General features: G+C 64.3%; 14 protein-coding genes and 6 tRNA genes. 12 read left to right on the top strand and 8 right to left on the bottom strand.

All coding sequences use genetic code 11. From position 1 onward, the window contains the following. Positions 1 to 19: 19 nt before the first annotated feature. The 7 genes from BCV67_RS14370 to BCV67_RS14400 form a co-directional block, all read right to left on the bottom strand. On the bottom strand, positions 20 to 562 hold the full coding sequence (locus BCV67_RS14370) for a phosphatase PAP2 family protein (RefSeq protein WP_062168953.1): 543 nt from the start codon (positions 560 to 562) through the stop codon (positions 20 to 22). After that, positions 543 to 1,682 carry a glycosyltransferase family 4 protein gene (locus BCV67_RS14375; protein WP_062168951.1) on the bottom strand — a complete coding sequence of 380 codons (1,140 nt, stop codon included), beginning with the start codon at positions 1,680 to 1,682 and terminating at the stop codon, positions 543 to 545. Before BCV67_RS14375 ends, BCV67_RS14370 begins: the two co-directional genes overlap by 20 nt. A gap of 184 nt (positions 1,683 to 1,866) precedes the next feature. Next, positions 1,867 to 3,393, bottom strand: coding sequence for an exopolyphosphatase (ppx, locus tag BCV67_RS14380; RefSeq protein ID WP_062168950.1), 1,527 nt, complete (start codon positions 3,391 to 3,393; stop codon positions 1,867 to 1,869). 178 nt (positions 3,394 to 3,571) lie between these two features. Next, a complete protein-coding gene (ppk1, locus tag BCV67_RS14385; RefSeq protein WP_062168948.1) occupies positions 3,572 to 5,659 on the bottom strand; it encodes a polyphosphate kinase 1 in 2,088 nt (695 codons plus the stop codon). After that, positions 5,656 to 6,996, bottom strand: coding sequence for a phosphate regulon sensor histidine kinase PhoR (phoR, locus tag BCV67_RS14390; RefSeq protein WP_062168946.1), 1,341 nt, complete (start codon positions 6,994 to 6,996; stop codon positions 5,656 to 5,658). Before phoR ends, ppk1 begins: the two co-directional genes overlap by 4 nt. Before the next feature lie 79 nt (positions 6,997 to 7,075). After that, a complete protein-coding gene (gene phoB / locus BCV67_RS14395) occupies positions 7,076 to 7,765 on the bottom strand; it encodes a phosphate regulon transcriptional regulator PhoB (protein ID WP_057629324.1) in 690 nt (229 codons plus the stop codon). Positions 7,766 to 7,877: 112 nt separating this feature from the next. Then, complete coding sequence (locus BCV67_RS14400) at positions 7,878 to 9,533, bottom strand: M48 family metalloprotease (RefSeq protein WP_062168943.1); 1,656 nt, start codon at positions 9,531 to 9,533, stop codon at positions 7,878 to 7,880. Positions 9,534 to 9,662: 129 nt separating this feature from the next. Between BCV67_RS14400 and grxC the strand changes: the two genes are divergently transcribed. The 3 genes from grxC (at position 9,663) to BCV67_RS14415 (ending at position 11,500) form a co-directional block, all read left to right on the top strand. Then, on the top strand, positions 9,663 to 9,974 hold the full coding sequence (gene grxC / locus BCV67_RS14405; RefSeq protein WP_062168941.1) for a glutaredoxin 3: 312 nt from the start codon (positions 9,663 to 9,665) through the stop codon (positions 9,972 to 9,974). After that, positions 9,971 to 10,363, top strand: coding sequence for a carboxymuconolactone decarboxylase family protein (locus tag BCV67_RS14410; protein WP_057629321.1), 393 nt, complete (start codon positions 9,971 to 9,973; stop codon positions 10,361 to 10,363). Before grxC ends, BCV67_RS14410 begins: the two co-directional genes overlap by 4 nt. A gap of 132 nt (positions 10,364 to 10,495) precedes the next feature. Beyond that, on the top strand, positions 10,496 to 11,500 hold the full coding sequence (locus BCV67_RS14415) for an isocitrate dehydrogenase (protein WP_062168939.1): 1,005 nt from the start codon (positions 10,496 to 10,498) through the stop codon (positions 11,498 to 11,500). 308 nt (positions 11,501 to 11,808) lie between these two features. Here BCV67_RS14415 and BCV67_RS14420 read toward each other — a convergent pair whose 3' ends face one another. Continuing rightward, positions 11,809 to 12,570 carry a Bax inhibitor-1/YccA family protein gene (locus tag BCV67_RS14420; RefSeq protein ID WP_062168937.1) on the bottom strand — a complete coding sequence of 254 codons (762 nt, stop codon included), beginning with the start codon at positions 12,568 to 12,570 and terminating at the stop codon, positions 11,809 to 11,811. Between the two features lie 138 nt (positions 12,571 to 12,708). Here BCV67_RS14420 and BCV67_RS14425 point away from each other — a divergent pair. The 9 genes from BCV67_RS14425 (at position 12,709) to clpX (ending at position 17,171) form a co-directional block, all read left to right on the top strand. Next, positions 12,709 to 12,785: transfer RNA gene (locus BCV67_RS14425), tRNA-Pro, on the top strand. A gap of 44 nt (positions 12,786 to 12,829) precedes the next feature. Continuing rightward, positions 12,830 to 12,906, top strand: a tRNA-Arg gene (locus tag BCV67_RS14430). A 36-nt stretch (positions 12,907 to 12,942) separates the two neighbouring features. Beyond that, positions 12,943 to 13,019 (top strand) — tRNA-His (locus BCV67_RS14435). A 77-nt stretch (positions 13,020 to 13,096) separates the two neighbouring features. Continuing rightward, positions 13,097 to 13,172 (top strand) — tRNA-Lys (locus BCV67_RS14440). 112 nt (positions 13,173 to 13,284) lie between these two features. After that, a tRNA-Lys gene (locus BCV67_RS14445) sits at positions 13,285 to 13,360 on the top strand. Between the two features lie 144 nt (positions 13,361 to 13,504). Then, a tRNA-Leu gene (locus BCV67_RS14450) sits at positions 13,505 to 13,589 on the top strand. 175 nt (positions 13,590 to 13,764) lie between these two features. Beyond that, positions 13,765 to 15,060 (top strand): trigger factor, encoded by a 1,296-nt coding sequence (gene tig / locus BCV67_RS14455; protein ID WP_062171701.1) that lies wholly within the window; start codon positions 13,765 to 13,767, stop codon positions 15,058 to 15,060. 66 nt (positions 15,061 to 15,126) lie between these two features. Beyond that, positions 15,127 to 15,753 carry an ATP-dependent Clp endopeptidase proteolytic subunit ClpP gene (clpP, locus tag BCV67_RS14460; protein WP_062168936.1) on the top strand — a complete coding sequence of 209 codons (627 nt, stop codon included), beginning with the start codon at positions 15,127 to 15,129 and terminating at the stop codon, positions 15,751 to 15,753. A 128-nt stretch (positions 15,754 to 15,881) separates the two neighbouring features. Continuing rightward, complete coding sequence (clpX, locus tag BCV67_RS14465; protein WP_062168933.1) at positions 15,882 to 17,171, top strand: ATP-dependent Clp protease ATP-binding subunit ClpX; 1,290 nt, start codon at positions 15,882 to 15,884, stop codon at positions 17,169 to 17,171. Positions 17,172 to 17,300 lie beyond the last annotated feature (129 nt).

A 17,300-nucleotide genomic window follows, 5' to 3' on the forward strand; every position in this document is an offset into this window, starting at 1 on the left:
CCCGCATTGTAGGGCCTGATCAGCCGGCGAGCAGCGGCAAAAGCTGCAACGAGCCGGCCCCCAGCAGTACGCCGATGACGGTGGCGGCCAGCACATCGCTGGGGTAATGCAGTCCCAGCACCACCCGCGACAGGGCCACGCCGAGCGTGAAGGGCAGCAGCAGCGGCGCCAGCCACGGGTAATAGGCCAGTGCCACCACGGTGAAGGACACTGCATGCAGGGTGTGGCCGGATGGGAAGCTGTATTCATCCAGCGGTGCGACCCAGGCGCGGATGCGCATATCGGCGGCGAACGGACGCGGGCGGCGGGTCCAGCGTTTGAGCAGCTTGTACAGGGTCAGCGCCAGCACGCCGGTGGCTGCCATGTGTGCGGAGGCCTGCAGGCCGTCCAGGCCATCGGCCAGTACCAAGGCGCCCATCAGCATGTACCAGAACACGCCGTCACCGAGGCGGCTGAGCACCGAGAACAGACGGCGGATTCCACGGCGACGGCCATAGCGGTTTGCTCGGCGGCACCAGCGTGCCTCGCGTGCGGCGATGCCTTCAGGCGGCAGCAATGGCATGGCAACGTCTCCGGCTGGCCAGTTCGCTGAGCAGGGCTTCGAACTCGGCTACCACGTGCTCTGGATGCAGGCGTTGCATCGCGCGGCTGGCGTTGGCGCCGAGCAGGCTGCGCATCTCGTCATCGCCGGCCAGCTGCACGGCGGCGGCGATGAAGTTCTCATCGCTGTCCACGGCAACCCCGCTATAGCCGTTCTGCAGGTGCTCGCGGGCGGCGCCATAGTTGAAGGCGACGGTGGCCACGCCGCTGGCCATGGCTTCCAGGGTGACATTGCCGAAGGTTTCGCTGCGGCTGGCGAACAGGAACAGGTCGCCGCTGGCGAAGTGCCGGGCGAGCGCCTCGCCACGCTGCACGCCGCAGAAAATGAAGTCCGGATTCTGCTCGGCCAGCTTCTCGCGCATCGGTCCATCGCCCACCCAGACGAAGCGGGCTTTCGGGCGCTGCTGCTGGATGCGGCGGAAGGCCTTGATCGTCAGTGCGAGGTTTTTTTCGGCGGCAATGCGGCCGACGTAGATCACCGCAAAGCCTTCGCCCTCGATGCCCCATTCGGCACGCAGCGCGTCGTCGCGTTTATTGGGATCGAACTGGCTGCCGTCCACCGCGCGTGCCAGCAAGCGTGCACGTGAAAAACCGTTGTCCAGAAGGAATTGCTGCAGTTCGCGGGTGGGGACCAAGGTGGCTTCTGCCTGGTTGTGGAAACGCCGCATCCAACGCAATGCGGTGGCCTGCAACCAGGCGGCGCCGTAGTCGGGCAGGTATTCATCAAAACGGGTGTGCAGCCCCGAGGCAACCGGGATGCCCAGCCGGCGCGCGGTGCGCATTGCCGACCAGCCTAGCGGGCCTTCCGTGGCCACGTAAATCGCGTCCGGGCGTTGTTGTTGCCATTGCCGGGCCAGCCGCAAGGGGGCGGGCAGGCCAAAACGCAGGCCGGGGTAGCGCGGCAGGCCGGCACCGCGAACCAGCACTTCATGGGCGGCGCCGGTGCTGTCCTGTTGCTGCCGCGGCCGCACCACATCAACGTCGTGGCCGCGGTTGCGTAGCCCGTGTTCCAGGCCCTGCACGGTCAGGGCAACGCCATTGACCTCCGGTGGATAGGTCTCGGTGACGATCGCAAAGCGCATGGCTGGCTCCCGGTTTTCCGCGAGGATGCGCGTAGCCGATGAAGCACCTGTTACTGTGATCTGACCGCTTTATGACGGCCATGAATGCAGAAAACCACGGCCCTCGGGCCGTGGTTTCGGTGTGCGCGTTTGCAGCAGAACGCCGCCGTCAAGGCTGCAGTTGTTGCCGCGTAGATACGCTGGCTCAGGCCACGAAGGGCCTGAAGCTGATCCCCAGCCCGGTCATGCCTTCTGCCTCGCCGACCAGATCGGCACGCAGCAGCGGGCGTGCGTCGATGAAATCCTTGGCAAGGATCAGCGACAAGGTGTTGCCGTCTACCGACAGTTCCAGCGTCGGGATCGGGTCGGGCTCGTGCGCGCGGTGCAGCAGCACCGCAAGGCGCAGCAGCGCTGCCGTGCGCTTGGCCGGCAGCAGCAGGCGCTCGGGCAGGGCGTCGAAGGCGGTCTTGGGAATGCCGCGGCGATGGGTGCGGATCAGCGCCGCCAGCATCTGCTGCTCCTGGCGCGAAAAGCCGGCGATATCCGAATGCTCCAGCACGTAGCTGCCGTGGATGTGGTAACCGCTGTGCGCGATCATCAACCCCAACTCGTGCAGGCGCGCGGCCCAGCCCAGCATGCGCGCATCATCCACGTCGAGCTTCCAGGCCTCGGCCACCTGCTCGAACAGCCGCTGCGCGGTGGCTTCCACGCGCCGTGCCTGGGTTTCATCGATGGCGTAACGCAGGGTCAGCGCGGCCACCGATTCGTCGCGCGGATCGTTGTCATTGGCGCGGCCCATGATGTCGTAGAGGATGCCTTCGCGCATCGCCGCCTTGCTGACCAGCAGCTTCTGCAGGCCCAGGGCCTGGAAGGCCGCCTCCAGCACCAGCACGCCGCCGGCGATGATCGGCCGGCGCTCGTTCGACAGCGTTGGCAGCTGGATTTCATTGATGTTCTTGGCGCGCAGCAGCTCTTCGCGCAACTGCGGCAGCGCTTCGGCGGTGATCGCGCCCTTGCTCAGCTTCATCGCCGCGCAGATCTCGCTGATCGCCTTGTGCGTGCCGGAAGAACCCAAGGCCTCCTGCCAGCCCAACGCCTTGTACTTGTTGGCGAAGGGCTGGAATTCGGCGCCGATCTCGGTGAGCGCGTCCTTCCAGCGTTTCTTGCTAAGCTTGCCGCCGGGGAAAAAGCGCCTTGTGCTGGCGATGCAGCCGGCCTGCAGGCTTTCGCGTTCCAGCGTCTGCATGCCCTGGCCGATGATGAACTCGGTGGAGCCGCCGCCGATGTCGATGACCAGGCGGTGCTGGTCGGGTTTGGGCGGCTGCGCATGGGCAACCCCGAGGTAGATCAGACGCGCTTCCTCGCGGCCGCTGACCACTTCGATGGCGTGGCCCAGCGCGGTCTCGGCCGGCATCAGGAACGACAGCGGCGAGCGCAGCTGGCGCACGGTGTTGGTGGCCAGGGCGCGCACGCGGTAGGGCGGAATGTTGCGGATGCGCTGGCCGAAACGCGCCAGGCATTCCAGCGCGCGCTGGCGGGCTTCGGGGGACAGGCCGCCCTTGCCATCCAGGCCATCGGCCATGCGCACGGTTTCGCGCAGGCGGTCCACCACCCGCAGCTGCCCGAGCAGGTAGCGCGCGATGACCATATGGAAACTGTTGGAACCCAGGTCGATGGCGGCAAGCAGGTCGCCGTCCTGCAGGGGCGGTGGGGTCATTGAGGACTGGGGCATGGCGGAATGGTAGCGGATGAAAGAGCCAGGAACGTAGTGGACAGGAAACAGGAACCAGAGTTGGTGTCGGACAGGGTGTTGGCTCTGACGCTAACGGGCCAAAACGTAGGAACCAGTGAAAGCCGGCAGCTTGCCGTAATCCCCACTGGTTCCTGTTTCCTATCCTCTAGTTTCTGCCTCAAAGCCCTTCCATCAGCGCCTGCTGCGCCGAATGCGGTGGCTGGCCCGGGGCCGGCACGCATTTGCTGTAGCGGCCGTCTTCCTGCAGCTCCCAGGCGTTGAGGTTGTCGTCCAGGTAGTTCTGCAGCACCTCGCGGTAGATACGCCGGGCCAGCCCACTGTCCAGGATCGGGAAGCAGGTTTCCACGCGGCGCAGCAGGTTGCGTTCCAGCCAATCGGCGCTGGCGCAATACAGCTCGGGCGCGCCATTGTTGCCGAACCAGTACACGCGGCTGTGTTCAAGGAAGCGCCCGACGATAGAGCGGACGCGGATGTTCTCCGATACGCCCTCCACACCCGGGCGCAGGGTGCAGGCGCCACGCACGATCAGGTCGATCTGCACGCCGGCCTGCGAGGCCGCGTACAGGGCGCGGATCACCTGCGCCTCGTTGAGGGCGTTCATCTTGGCGATGATGCGTGCCGGCTTGCCTTCCAGGGCAAGCGCGGTCTCGCGCTCGATGCGCTTGATCAGCCCGGCATGCAGGGTGAACGGCGATTGCAGCAGGCACTTGAGCTTCATTTTCGGGGCAAGCCCGGACAGCTGCTGGAACAGCAGGTGCACATCGTTGCCGATATCCGGATCGGCGGTGATCAGGCTCAGGTCGGTGTAGGCACGGGCGGTGCCGCTGTGGTAATTGCCGGTGCCCAGGTGCACGTAGCGGCGCAGTTTGCGGCCTTCGCGGCGCACGACCAGCAGCATCTTGGCGTGGGTCTTGAAACCGACCACGCCGTACACCACCTGCACGCCGGCATCCTGCAGGCGATCGGCCAGGCCGAGGTTGGCTTCCTCGTCGAAGCGCGCACGCAGCTCGACCACCACGGTCACGTCCTTGCCGTTGCGCGCGGCCAGGATCAGCGCTTCAACAATGCCCGAGTCCTTGCCGGTGCGGTACAGGGTCTGCTTGATCGCCAGCACGTTGGGGTCGATGGCCGCTTCGCGGATCATCTCCAGCACGGTGCTGAAGGAATCAAACGGGTGGTGCAGCAGCACATCGCCCTGCGCCGCCGTCACGAAAATACCCTCGGGCGACTTGAACACGCGCGGGGTCATCGGCGGGTACTTCAGGTCCGCGCGCTGCAGCAGGTCATAGACCTGGATCACGCGGTTGAGGTTGACCGGGCCATCGATGCGGTAGGCGGCGTTTTCGGACAGGCCGAAATTCTGCAGCAGGGTCTGCATGATCGGCTTGGGGCAGTCGTGCGCGATCTCCAGTCGCACTGCCGGCCGGTAGCCGCGGTCGACCAGTTCATCGCGCAGTGCCAGCGCCAGGTTCTCCACTTCTTCCTCGTCCACCACCAGCTCGGAATTGCGGGTGACGCGGAACTGGTAGGCGCCCTGCACATCCATGCCCGGGAACAGTTCATCAACGAACGCCGACAACACTGCCGACAGCAGCACGAAGTTCTGTGGGCCGCCCAGCGATTCGGGCAGCTGGATGATGCGTGGCAACGAGCGCGGTGCGCGCACCAGCGCAAGGTGACCGGCCCGGCCGAAGGCGTCGGTGCCCTTGAGCACAACGACGATGTTCAAGGATTTGTTGAGGATCTTCGGGAACGGATGCGAGGGATCCAGGCCCAGTGGCGACAGCACCGGCATGATCTCGTTGCGGAAGTAGGCGCGCAGCCAGCGGCGCTGGCGCGCGGTCCAGCTCTTGTGCGCGAGGATGCCGACCCCGGCTTCACCCAAGGCCGGCCGCAGCACCTGGTTCCAGCAGCGGTACTGCTGGTCCACCAGCTCGGCGGCGCGGTCGTGGATGGCGTTGAGGATGGCCTGCGGGCTCATCCCGTCCGGCGCCGGTGGCAGCCCGAACTCCTGCGCATGCCGCACCGCCGCCGCCCGGATCTCGAAGAACTCGTCCAGGTTGGTGCAGGAGATGCACAGGAAGCGCAGTCGCTCCAGCAGCGGCACCTGCTCGTCCATCGCCTGTGCCAACACGCGGAAATTGAAATCCAGCTGTGACAGTTCCCGGTTGATGTACAGCGAGGGATCGCGCAGGGGATCGCTGCTGACGGCGGACGGGGCGAGGGGCGGGGGAGGAGGGGTCATGCCGGAAAGTCTTCCATGGACAAAGGCGAGGGGGAGGCATTGCGCGGGCGCACGTGCTCGGCGTCGAAGTGGCAGGCGAAGGTGCTGCCCTGGCCTACTTCACTGCGGATTTCCAGGCGTGCCTGGTGCAGGCCAAGAATGTGTTTGACGATGGACAGGCCCAGCCCGGTGCCGCCGCTTTCGCGCGAACGGCTGCTGGAAACGCGATAGAAGCGCTCGGTCAGGCGCGGCAGGTGATTGGCCGGGATGCCGTAGCCGGTGTCGGTGACGGCCAGCACCGCGCCGTTGCCTTCGCGGCTGAAGGTCAGGGTGATGCGGCCGCCGGCCGGCGTATAGCGCACGGCATTGGTCAGCAGGTTGGAGAACGCGCTGTGCAGTTCCTTGTTGGAGCCGGCCAGGTCCACCCCGGCCAGGTCCTCGACCGTGATCGTGTGCCGGCCCTGGCTGTGCGCCTCGGCTTCGCGCCGCAGCGAGGCCAGCATCGAGGTCATGTTCACAGTTTCCAGTTCGGCATGTTGCTGCGATTCCAGCCGCGACAGGGTCAGCAGGTCTTCGACCAGCTGCGCCATGCGCTGTGACTGCTTGCGCATCTCCGACAGCATCGGCCCGGTATCGGGGAAGTCTTCCGGGTCCATCATGTCCAGGTAGCCGTGCACCACGGTCAGCGGTGTACGCAGCTCATGCGAGACATTGGCGACGAAATCACGCCGCACCTGTTCCAGGTGCAGCAGCTTGGTGACATCGCGCGCCACCAGCAGCCAGTGATGGTCCGAATAGGGGATCAGGCGCAGGTGCAGGCGGATTGCCGGGTCCACCGGCGAATTGGCATCCAGTATGGGTTCGGCGTTGCGGCCGCCTGCCAGCCAATGGGCCAGCGGCAGCGGCTGCAGGCGCGGCACCAGCGCCGCTTCCATGTCGGCCGGGTGCTGCAGGCCGAGCAAGGTGGTGGCCGCTTCGTTGAACCACTGCACGCGCTGGGTATTGCGATCCACCACCACCACCGCGTCGGGCAGGGCGGCGGCCGCGGCGCGGTAGCTGCGCAGCATTTCGATCAGACGGCGCTTGCGCGCACGCATTTCCTGCTGGTTGCGTGACAGCAGCCGGTCCAGCTCGTTCCACACGCCCACGCCTTGCGGCGAATCCCAGCGCTGCCGTGCGGTCAGCCGCAGCAACAGCTGGCGCAGGCGCCAGTAATGCCAGGTCAGCATCGCCAATGCGGTGATCGCCACGGTCAGCGCGGGGTGGCCCAGCAACGCACCCAGCCCCCATGCCAGCAACAACAGCGCGGCCACGGTGGCCAGCGTCTTCAACCAGGCAGATCGGAATTGGCGGGGCATTGCACTCTCGGTGGTACTGGTGGATCCGTCGGCGTTACCGCGGTTATAGCACCGCTTGCGGCCGGCTGGCCGCAAGGGTTCAGGTGGCAGCGGAAAAACGGTAGCCGGCACCGCGCACGGTCTGCACCATGTTCTCGGCGCCGAACGGCTCCAGCGTCTTGCGCAGGCGGCGGATATGCACGTCGATGGTGCGCTCTTCCACATACACGCTGCCGCCCCAGACATGGTCCAGCAGCTGCGAGCGGGTGTAGACGCGCTCGGGGTGGGTCATGAAGAAGTGCAGCAGGCGGTATTCGGTGGGGCCGATCGGCACCGGCGTGTCGTCGGCGAAGACACGGTGGGCGGCGCCGTCGATACGGATGTTGCCAACGCTGACGCTGCCGTCTTCGTCATCATCGCGGGTGCGGCGCATCACCGCACGGATGCGCGCCAACAGTTCGCGTGCCGAGAACGGCTTGACCACGTAGTCGTCGACGCCGGCTTCCAGGCCGCCAACACGGTCATTCTCTTCGCCGCGCGCGGTGAGCATGATGATCGGTACGTCGCGGGTGAGTACTTCCTTGCGCCAGCGCCGGGCCAGTTCCAGGCCACTGGTGCCGGGCAGCATCCAGTCCAGCAGGATCATGTCCGGTACCCGGTCGGCAATGGCGGTCTGCGCTTCGAGTGCATCGCCGGCATGGACCGGGTCGTACTCGCCCTTGCGCAGGGCAAAAGCGACCATGTCACGGATCGCGGGTTCGTCATCGACAATCAGAATGCGTTTCTGCACGTGGCGCCTACCGGAATGCCCGTCAAGAGGGGGTGTGCCCAGTAGACTACGGTTTGATGACGGGTTTGTGACACCGCTCCCGGGGTGAATCGTCGATCCACGCCGGGCGGGTTCAGTTCCGTGACATTTCCGGGTCGTGGACACCCAGCCGGCGCATTTCCAGCACGGTCGGCATGATCGATTCGATGCGCGCATCCACCCGCGCGCGGCTCACGTAATCCAGCCCGGGTTGCTTGAGCAGGGCCTGGAACTGGATGAGCGCCTGTTCCGGCCGTCCATTCAGATAAGCCGCTTCGGCATAGGCTTCGCTGGCACGGCGGCTGTCGCCGGCCAACTCGCTGGCGCGGGCAAAGGTTCCCTGGAACACCGGATCGTCGCCGGCGCGTGCCAACAACGGCCGCAGCATGGCCTGGGCGCGCTGGCCGGCGGCCTCGCCGCCCTGCTCATTGAGGATGCGCGCATAGGTCAAGGCAACCGGCCGGCTCTGCGGCAAGCGCTTGAGCAGGGCATCGAAGCGCTTGTTGGCGTCGTCGTGGCGACCGCTGCGCGACTCCGCCTCGCCGACAGCCAGGTTGACCCACAGGTTGTCCGGGTACTGCTGCAGCAGCTGCTGCAGCTCGGGCAGGGCCTGTGCAACGCCGCCGGCGCCGCCGTCGCGCAGGCGGGCGATGGCCACGCCATAGCGTTGCGGGTCGGTCAGGCCGTTCTTCTGGCTGCGCTTGAGGTTCTCGTATTCGAGGACCAGCTCCGATGGGGTGGGGGCACTGAGCACGCGCAGGCGCTCGCGCGCCCATTCGAACTGGCCGGTGGGGCCGCGCGGCAGGCTGTTGCCGGGCAGCGACAGCTGCAGGCCGGCGGGCAGCAGCGGGTTGCCGCCGTTCAACGGATCACGGCTGACATCGGGGGTGGACGGATCGACGCGCTCCTGCAGTACCCCGGTAGGGGTCTGCGTGGTCAGCAGCACCGTGTCCTTCTTCATCTGCTCGGCGCGGGCCTTGGCCTCGCTGATGCGGGTGATGTTGACCGGGTGGGTGCGAAGGAAATCCGGCGTCGAATAGCCGCCTTCGTTGCCGCGCATGGCCGCCGACATGCGTTCGAAGAAACCGGCCATCGCGTCCACGTCATAGCCGCTGCGCGCCAGCGTGCGGATGCCGAGACGGTCGGCTTCGGATTCGTTGGAACGGGTGAAGTTGATCTGGCGCTGCTGCATCAGCCCCATGCCGGAGGTGATCGCGGCCATGGTCGCATCGCCGGACGAGTTGCCGCCGGCCTGCTGGGCGGCGATCACCGCCGCCAGCATGCCCAGCAGGATAGGGATCTGGTCGCGCTGGGCACGTTCCACCCCGCGCAGCACATGCTGCTGGGTGACGTGCGAGATTTCATGCGACAGCACCGCCGCCACCTCATCCTCGCGCTCGGCGGTGAGGACCAGGCCGGCGTTCATGCCGATATAGCCGCCCAGCGTGGCAAATGCGTTGATCTGGCGGTCCTTCATCATGAAGAACGTGTACTTCTGCTGCGGCTGGGCGCTGTTGGAGCCCAGTCGTGTACCCATGGTGCCGAGCCAGTCATCCACCAGCGGGTCGTCCAGCAGGTAGCCGTAGTTGCGCAGCTCGCGCAGCATCATGCCGCCGTACTCCGCCTGGCGTGCCGGGGTCAGCAGCTCGCCCGCCGACGAACCGATGTCGGGCAGCTTGCTGTCGTCGGCATGGGACAGCGGGGTGGCCAGGGCCAGGGTGACGGCGGTGGCAAGCAGCAGGTTGCGCAAGCGGTGACTCCGGGTAGGGGCAGGGCGGAGGATGACGGGGAAGCGGGGCGCCGGTGTGAAGCGCAGGTTAACCCGCTGTGTTCTGCCGGTGGCGTCGAAAAACCACGCGGCCGGTACCATATACAGACAATGTTTCCACTCAGGAGTTTCGTTGTGACAACTTCAACCAGCGCCGGCGTGCCGGAGATCACCATCTACTCCACCGCCGTCTGCCCGTACTGCGTAGCAGCCAAGAATTTCCTGAAGAGCAAGAACCAGTCGTGGACCGAGGTCCGGATCGACCTGGACCCGGCCGCGCGCGAAAAGATGATGGCGCTGACCAAGCGCACCAGCGTGCCGCAGATCTTCGTCGGGGAGGTACATGTGGGCGGCTACGACGACATGATCGCGTTGCACCGCGCCGGCAAGCTGGAGCCGCTGCTGGCCGGGCAGGGCGCATGAGCGCGGACAGCGAAAAGGACCGTCTGGCCGAATTCACCGAATTCCGCCAGCGCATGAACCAGCGCATCCTGGCCGAGCCCAACCAGGTGGTGCGGCGCTTTTTCGCGCTGGACACCCAGACCTACCAGGCCGGCGCGCTGGACGTGAAGACCAAGGAGCTGCTGGGCCTGGTGGCCTCGATGGTGCTGCGCTGCGATGACTGCATCAGCTACCACGTGGCCCAGTGCAAGGACGCCGGGGTCAGCCGGGAGGAGTTCTTCGAGACCTTCTCGGTGGGCCTGGTGGTGGGCGGCTCCATCGTCATTCCGCACCTGCGGCGGGCGGTGGATTTCCTCGACCAGCTGGAAAACGGGGCGGCCACCGCGCCGGCCGGGCACGAGCACAGCTGAACCCCAGACCATCGTCCAGTTGGGGCTGGCGCGGCTGATCAGGCATAATTGACAGTTGAAACCTTTTCAATCGCGCCGGGTTCCGGGCAGCCGGATGGCGCATTTCCTCCTCCCTGTTCGGAATACCTAGAAATGACGCAGACAATCACCGTCATCCGCGGCGATGGCATCGGCCCGGAAATCATGGACGCCACCCTGTTCGTACTGGACAAGCTGGGTGCTGGCCTGACCTATGAATTTGCCGATGCTGGCCTGGTCGCGCTGGAAAAGCACGGTGAGCTGATCCCGGCTTCCACGCTGGAATCGATCAAGAAGAACAAGGTCGCCCTGAAGAGCCCGCTGACCACCCCGGTCGGTGGCGGTTTCAGCTCGATCAACGTCGCCCTGCGTCGCCAGTTCGACCTGTACGCCAACGTGCGTCCGGCCATCTCGTTCCCGAACACCAAGTCGCGCTACGAGAACATCAACATGATCACGGTGCGTGAGAACACCGAAGGCGCCTACCTGGCCGAAGGCCAGGAAGTGTCGGCCGACGGCGAGACCGCGTTCTCCGGCACCCGCATCACCCGCAAGGGCTCCGAGCGCATTGTGCGTTACGCCTTCGAGCTGGCCAAGAGCACCGGCCGCAAGAAGGTCACCGCCGTGCACAAGGCCAACATCATCAAGTCGACCTCGGGCCTGTTCCTGGACGTGGCGCGCGAAGTCGCCGCCAAGTACCCGGAAATCGAGTTCCAGGAAATGATCGTGGACAACGCCTGCATGCAGCTGGTGATGCGTCCGGAGCAGTTCGACATCCTGGTCACCACCAACCTGTTCGGCGACATCATCTCCGACCTGTGTGCCGGTCTGGTCGGCGGCCTGGGCCTGGCCCCGGGCGCCAACATCGGCGCTGACGCGGCCATCTTCGAAGCCGTGCATGGCACCGCACCGGACATCGCCGGTCAGGGCAAGGCCAATCCGGTCGCGCTGCTGCTGGGTGCTGCGCAGATGCTGGACCACGTCGGCCAGCCGGAAAACGCCGAGCGCCTGCGCAAGGCCATCGTTGCCACGATGGAAGCCAAGGATTCGCTGACCGGCGACCTGGGCGGCAACGGCACCACCATGGGCTTTGCCCAGGCCATCGCCAGCCGCATCTGATTGCAGCTGCGGTAGTTGCTGGAAAAAAAACGGAGCGCGAAAGCGCTCCGTTTTTGTTGACGTAGTGCCGAGCCATGCTCGGCAGAAGCCTTCCAGGACCAGATGTAGTGCCGAGCCATGCTCGGCAGAAGCCTTCCAGGACCAGATGTAGTGCCGAGCCATGCTCGGCAGAAGCCTTCCCAAGACCAGCTGTAGTGCCGAGTCGGCTCGGCAGGGGGCCTTATCGGTAAAGCCACAGCCGAGCATGGCTCGGCACTACAAAACAAAGGGCGCCTAACGGCGCCCTTCGCAAACAAGCTGCAGCAATCTCAGTTACGCGACTGCAGCTTCGACAGCAGGCGCAGGAACTCGATGTACAGCCACACCAGGGTCACCATCAGCCCGAACGCGCCGTACCACTCCATGTACTTCGGTGCGCCGGCTTCGACGCCGCTTTCGATGAAGTCGAAATCCAGCACCAGGTTCAGTGCCGCCACCACCACCACGAACAGGCTGAAACCGATACCGATCAGGCCCGAGCCGTGGATGTAGGGGATCTGGATGTTAAACAGGCCCAGTACGATGGTGGCCAGGTACACCAGCGCGATGCCGCCGGTGGCCGCGACCACGCCCAGCTTGAAGTTCTCGGTGGCCTTGATCAGGCCGCTGCGGTAGGCAAACAGCAGTGCGAACAGGGTGCCGAAGGTGAGCAGCACCGCCTGGAACACGATGCCGTTGAAGCGTGCTTCGAAGATTGCCGAAATCGAGCCCAGGAACAGGCCTTCCGCCAATGCATACAGCGGCGCGCTGACCGGTGCCCAGGTCTTCTTGAAGATGGTCACCAGCGACAGGATGAAGCCGACGATCATGCCGCCCCACAGGTAGAACTTGGCTGCCGGCAGCAGCTCGCCGCTGTCGCTGAGCGTGCCGTTCCATGCAAACGCCGCGGTCAGTACCGCAAGCAGCAACAGGAAGCCGGTCTTGTTGACGGTGCCGTTGATGGTCATCGCATCGGCGCCGCGTGAGACCACGCTGCCGGTGCCAAGGTCGAGGAAGGTGGAATCGGAAAGGGCAGGGTTGCCGCTGCGCATGCAAAGCTCCGTTGCTGTGAAGTGTGCGGAAAGGCGTCCAGCATACCCGCATCAAATAAAGTGAAATTTACCGTTGACAGATACCGCGTTAATTACCACAATAGCCGACCTTTCCGGGGCATCGGAAGGATTCACCGCCGGGGTATAGCGCAGTCTGGTAGCGCGCCTGCTTTGGGAGCAGGATGTCGGGGGTTCGAATCCCTCTACCCCGACCATCCAATGCACCAAGCGCGTGTTGGAGTGCGACAATCCGGTCAGAGCGCCCGTAGCTCAACTGGATAGAGCACCGGCCTTCTAAGCCGGCGGTTACAGGTTCGATTCCTGTCGGGCGCACCATCAGGTGCAAGCGGTAGGTTAAGTAAGGTTTCAGTGGTGGCTGTAGCTCAGTTGGTTAGAGTACCGGATTGTGATTCCGGTGGTCGGGGGTTCGAATCCCCTCAGCCACCCCACTGTTTCAAGGCTTCGGAGTAAAATCCGGGCTTGCAAAAAAGGTCAGGTTGGTGCAATATATGCCTCCTGATTTTCGGGGCTGTTAGCTCAGTTGGTAGAGCAGTTGACTCTTAATCAATAGGTCCAAGGTTCGAATCCTTGACAGCCCACCAAATCAAGAAAGCCGTTGGAGCAATCCAGCGGCTTTCTCTTTTTATGTAAGCCCGGTGTTTTGGGCGGGTGCGAAATACACGCTTGTAGTGTAGGATTCACCTCGAAGTTTCAGGGCTGTTAGCTCAGTTGGTAGAGCAGTTGACTCTTAATCAATAGGTCCAAGGTTCGAATCCTTGACAGCCCACCAAATCAAGAAGCCGCTGGAGAAATCTGGCGGCTTTTTTCTTAGCCGAAGCGGCATGTCCGCCGGTCTTTGTTGAAGATGCGCGCAGGCGGGGCTGGCTTCCGCTTTGCTGGCGCTCCTGCAACAATGGCGTGCTGAGTCAGTATTGCGAAAGTGGCGGAATTGGTAGACGCCCTGGATTTAGGTTCCAGTGCCGCAAGGCGTGGGGGTTCGAGTCCCCCCTTTCGCACCAGTCAGTGGTGTTTTTGCCCGCTCTGGCGTATTTCAATGAACCTGTATGGGTCCGCCCGCTGGCGGCCACGGGCGATATCGGCCAAACTAAAGGGCTGCGGTGCATAACCGCGCCCTACAACCGTTTCATCCATCACATCGAACCGGGGCGGTTGCCGCCGGTGGCAGGAGTCAACATGCAAGCTTCGATCGAATCCACCGGCAATCTGGAACGCCGCCTGAGCTTCTCGCTGCCGGAAGAACGCCTGCAGGGGCACATCAGCGGCCGTCTGGGCGAAATCGCGCGCACCGCGCGCATCAAGGGTTTCCGCCCGGGCAAGGTGCCGGCCAAGGTGATCGAGCAGCGTTTTGGCCCGCAGGTGCGTGCCGAGGCGATGGACGGCCTGCTGCGTGAAACCTTCGATGCCGCGCTGCGCCAGCACGAGCTGCGCATTGCCGGCAACCCGCGCATCGACAAGGCCGGCGAAGGCGAATTCGACTTCGTCGCCACCGTCGAGCTGATCCCGGACTTCGGCGATGTCGACGTCACCAAGCTGAACATCGTGCGCCACACTGCCGAGATCAGCGATGCCGACATCGACCAGATGATCGAAAACCTGCGCGTCCAGCGCCGCACTTGGAAGCCGGTTGCACGCGGTGCCCAGGAAGGCGACCTGGTTGGCCTGGAAACCTGGTCGCAGGCCGGCGATGAGCGTCTGCCGGCGGAAGGCGTCGAGAAGGGCACCATCATCATCGGCCAGGGCATGATGTTCGAGCAGATCGAAAAGGGTCTGGTCGGGCTGGCCAAGGGCGAGGAAAAGACCCTGGACGTCGAGTTCCCGGCTGACTGGCGCGTGCCGGCACTGGCGGGCAAGACCGTGCAGGTCACCGTCAAGATCACCGAAGTGTCCGAGCAGGACATGCCGGAAGTGGACACCGCCTTCATCAAGAGCTTCGGCGTGAAGAACGGCGACGTGGAACAGTTCCGCGCCGACATCCGTTCCAACCTGGAGCGCGAGCTCAAGGGCGCGCTGATGAACCGTCTGCGCCGCGAAGTGGGCGAGCAGCTGATTGCCGCCTATTCCTCGGTCGAACTGCCGCCGCGCCTGGTCGAGGGCGAAGCCCGTTCGATGCTGGCCCAGCAGGTGGACGCCATCCGCCGCCAGGGCGGCAACCCGGGCGAAGTGCCGGCTGATGCCCATGAAGGCTTCAAGGACGCCGCCTCCAAGCGCGTGCTGGTCGGCCTGCTGGTCGGCGAAGTGGCCCGCAAGAACGAGCTGCGCCTGGACCCGAAGCGCCTGAACGAAACCATGCGCCTGATCGCTTCGACCTACGAAGAGCCGGAGCAGGTCATTGAGATGTACCGCAATGATCCCCAGCTTATGGCTGGCCTGCAGAACCGTGTGATGGAAGAGCAGGTCATCGACTGGATCGCCGAGCGTGCCCAGCACACCGAGCAGGCCTTGACGTTCCAGGAAGCCATCCGCCAGTAATCTGGTGGTGTTCCATCCCCGCGCCATGGCGCGGGGAGTTCCCTCCCAAAATAGGTGCCTCACGTAATGGACAACCGAACCAAAGCTCTGAACATGGTTCCGATGGTGGTCGAACAGACCAGCCGCGGCGAGCGCGCCTACGATATCTACTCGCGCCTGCTCAAAGAGCGCCTGATTTTCCTGGTCGGTCCGATCGACGACCACATGGCGAACGTTGTGGTGGCGCAGCTGCTGTTCCTTGAATCGGAAAACCCGGAGAAGGAAATCAGCATCTACATCAACTCGCCCGGCGGCGTGGTCACTGCTGGCATGGCGATCTACGACACCATGCAGTACATCAAGCCGGACGTGAGCACCACCTGCATCGGCCAGGCCGCCTCGATGGGCGCCCTGCTGCTGGCTGCCGGTGCCGCGGGCAAGCGTTTCGCGCTGCCGAATTCGCGCGTCATGATCCACCAGCCGCTCGGCGGCTATCAGGGTCAGGCCTCGGACATCGACATCCACGCACGTGAAATCCTCACCCTGCGTTCGCGCCTGAACGAGGTGCTGGCCAAGCACACCGGCCAGGATCTGGAGACCATCGCGCGCGATACCGAGCGTGACAACTTCAAGAGCGCGGCCGAAGCTGCGGCCTACGGGCTGGTGGACCAGGTGCTGGAGCGCCGTCCGGAAGAGAGCATCCAGGCCTCCTGATGCGTTGAACGGCCAGTAAAAGCGGCCTATTTTGCAGGGTCGGAACCGGACTGATGTCCCTCCGGCCCTGTGCTATTCTCGAATTTGAACCCCCTGTTCAGAGGGGGACGCAACTGGGTAAGCGAAGCATGAGCGAAGACCGGCAAGGTCGTACCGGGGACAGCAGTGGCAAGATTCTGTACTGCTCGTTCTGCGGCAAGAGTCAGCACGAAGTTCGTAAGCTGATCGCGGGCCCGAGCGTGTTCATCTGTGATGAATGCGTGGAGCTGTGCAACGACATCATCCGCGAGGAGCTTGAGGAAAAGGCGCAGTCGGCGCGCAGTTCGCTGCCCAAGCCGCGCGAGATCCTCGAGGTGCTCGACCAGTACGTGATTGGCCAGAACCGCGCCAAGCGCACGCTGGCGGTGGCGGTGTACAACCACTACAAGCGTATCGAAAGCCGTCAGAAGAGCGACGACGTCGAGCTGTCCAAGTCCAACATCCTGCTGGTCGGCCCGACCGGTTCGGGCAAGACGCTGCTGGCCGAAACGCTGGCGCGCCTGCTCAACGTGCCGTTCACCATGGCTGACGCGACCACCCTGACCGAGGCCGGTTACGTGGGCGAGGATGTGGAAAACATCATCCAGAAGCTGCTGCAGAAGTGCGACTACGACGTCGAGAAAGCGCAGCAGGGCATCGTCTATATCGATGAAATCGACAAGATCTCGCGCAAGAGCGAGAACCCGTCGATCACCCGTGACGTGTCCGGCGAAGGCGTGCAGCAGGCACTGCTGAAGCTGATCGAAGGCACGGTTGCCAGCGTTCCGCCGCAGGGCGGCCGCAAGCACCCGCAGCAGGAATTCCTGCAGGTCGACACCAAGAACATCCTGTTCATCTGCGGCGGCGCGTTTGCCGGCCTGGACAAGGTGATCCAGCAGCGTTCCTCCGATACCAGCAGCATTGGTTTCGGCGCCAAGGTCAAGAGTGCCGAGCGCAAGCAGGAAGTGGGCAAGGTGCTGGCCGAAGTGGAGCCGGAAGACCTGATCAAGTTCGGCCTGATTCCGGAATTCGTTGGCCGCCTGCCGGTGGTCGCGACCCTGGAAGAACTGGACGAGCCGGCCCTGATCCAGATCCTGACCGAGCCCAAGAACGCCATCACCAAGCAGTTCAAGAAGCTGTTCGAGATGGAAGGCGTGGAGCTGGAGTTCCGCCCCGACGCGCTGTCGGCCATCGCCAAGAAGGCGCTCAAGCGCAAGACCGGCGCCCGTGGCCTGCGCACCATCGTCGAGTCGGTGCTGCTGGACACCATGTACGAACTTCCCTCGCAGGAAAACGTCAGCAAGGTGGTGGTGGACGAGTCGGTCATCGAGAACAAGTCCGAGCCGTACATCGTGTACCAGACGCCGCCGGAACCGGCCAAGGCTGCCTCCGGCGACTGAACCCGGGCAAAGCGACGTGAATAGGCGCTTTGCCATTCACGTTCAGCTTTCAGAAGCTCTTGCAACACCTCGCCGATGGCCCCATAACGGGGCCATCGGCTTTTTTTATTTAGCCTCCACCGAATCTCG

This window comes from Stenotrophomonas nitritireducens, from assembly GCF_001700965.1.
GTDB classification, from domain to species: Bacteria; Pseudomonadota; Gammaproteobacteria; order Xanthomonadales; family Xanthomonadaceae; genus Stenotrophomonas; species Stenotrophomonas nitritireducens_A.

Bases quoted from the DNA above. Each gene is read 5' to 3' on its own strand.
- BCV67_RS14420 (WP_062168937.1), bottom strand. From the start codon at position 12,570: ATGCGCAGCGGCAACCCTGCCCTTTCCGATTCCACCTTCCTCGACCTT.
- clpP (WP_062168936.1), top strand. From the start codon at position 15,127: ATGGACAACCGAACCAAAGCTCTGAACATGGTTCCGATGGTGGTCGAA.
- BCV67_RS14410 (WP_057629321.1), top strand. From the start codon at position 9,971: ATGAGCGCGGACAGCGAAAAGGACCGTCTGGCCGAATTCACCGAATTC.
- phoR (WP_062168946.1), bottom strand. From the start codon at position 6,996: ATGCCCCGCCAATTCCGATCTGCCTGGTTGAAGACGCTGGCCACCGTG.
- BCV67_RS14415 (WP_062168939.1), top strand. From the start codon at position 10,496: ATGACGCAGACAATCACCGTCATCCGCGGCGATGGCATCGGCCCGGAA.
- BCV67_RS14375 (WP_062168951.1), bottom strand. From the start codon at position 1,682: ATGCGCTTTGCGATCGTCACCGAGACCTATCCACCGGAGGTCAATGGC.
- BCV67_RS14370 (WP_062168953.1), bottom strand. From the start codon at position 562: ATGCCATTGCTGCCGCCTGAAGGCATCGCCGCACGCGAGGCACGCTGG.
- ppk1 (WP_062168948.1), bottom strand. From the start codon at position 5,659: ATGACCCCTCCTCCCCCGCCCCTCGCCCCGTCCGCCGTCAGCAGCGAT.
- tig (WP_062171701.1), top strand. From the start codon at position 13,765: ATGCAAGCTTCGATCGAATCCACCGGCAATCTGGAACGCCGCCTGAGC.
- clpX (WP_062168933.1), top strand. From the start codon at position 15,882: ATGAGCGAAGACCGGCAAGGTCGTACCGGGGACAGCAGTGGCAAGATT.
- grxC (WP_062168941.1), top strand. From the start codon at position 9,663: ATGTTTCCACTCAGGAGTTTCGTTGTGACAACTTCAACCAGCGCCGGC.
- ppx (WP_062168950.1), bottom strand. From the start codon at position 3,393: ATGCCCCAGTCCTCAATGACCCCACCGCCCCTGCAGGACGGCGACCTG.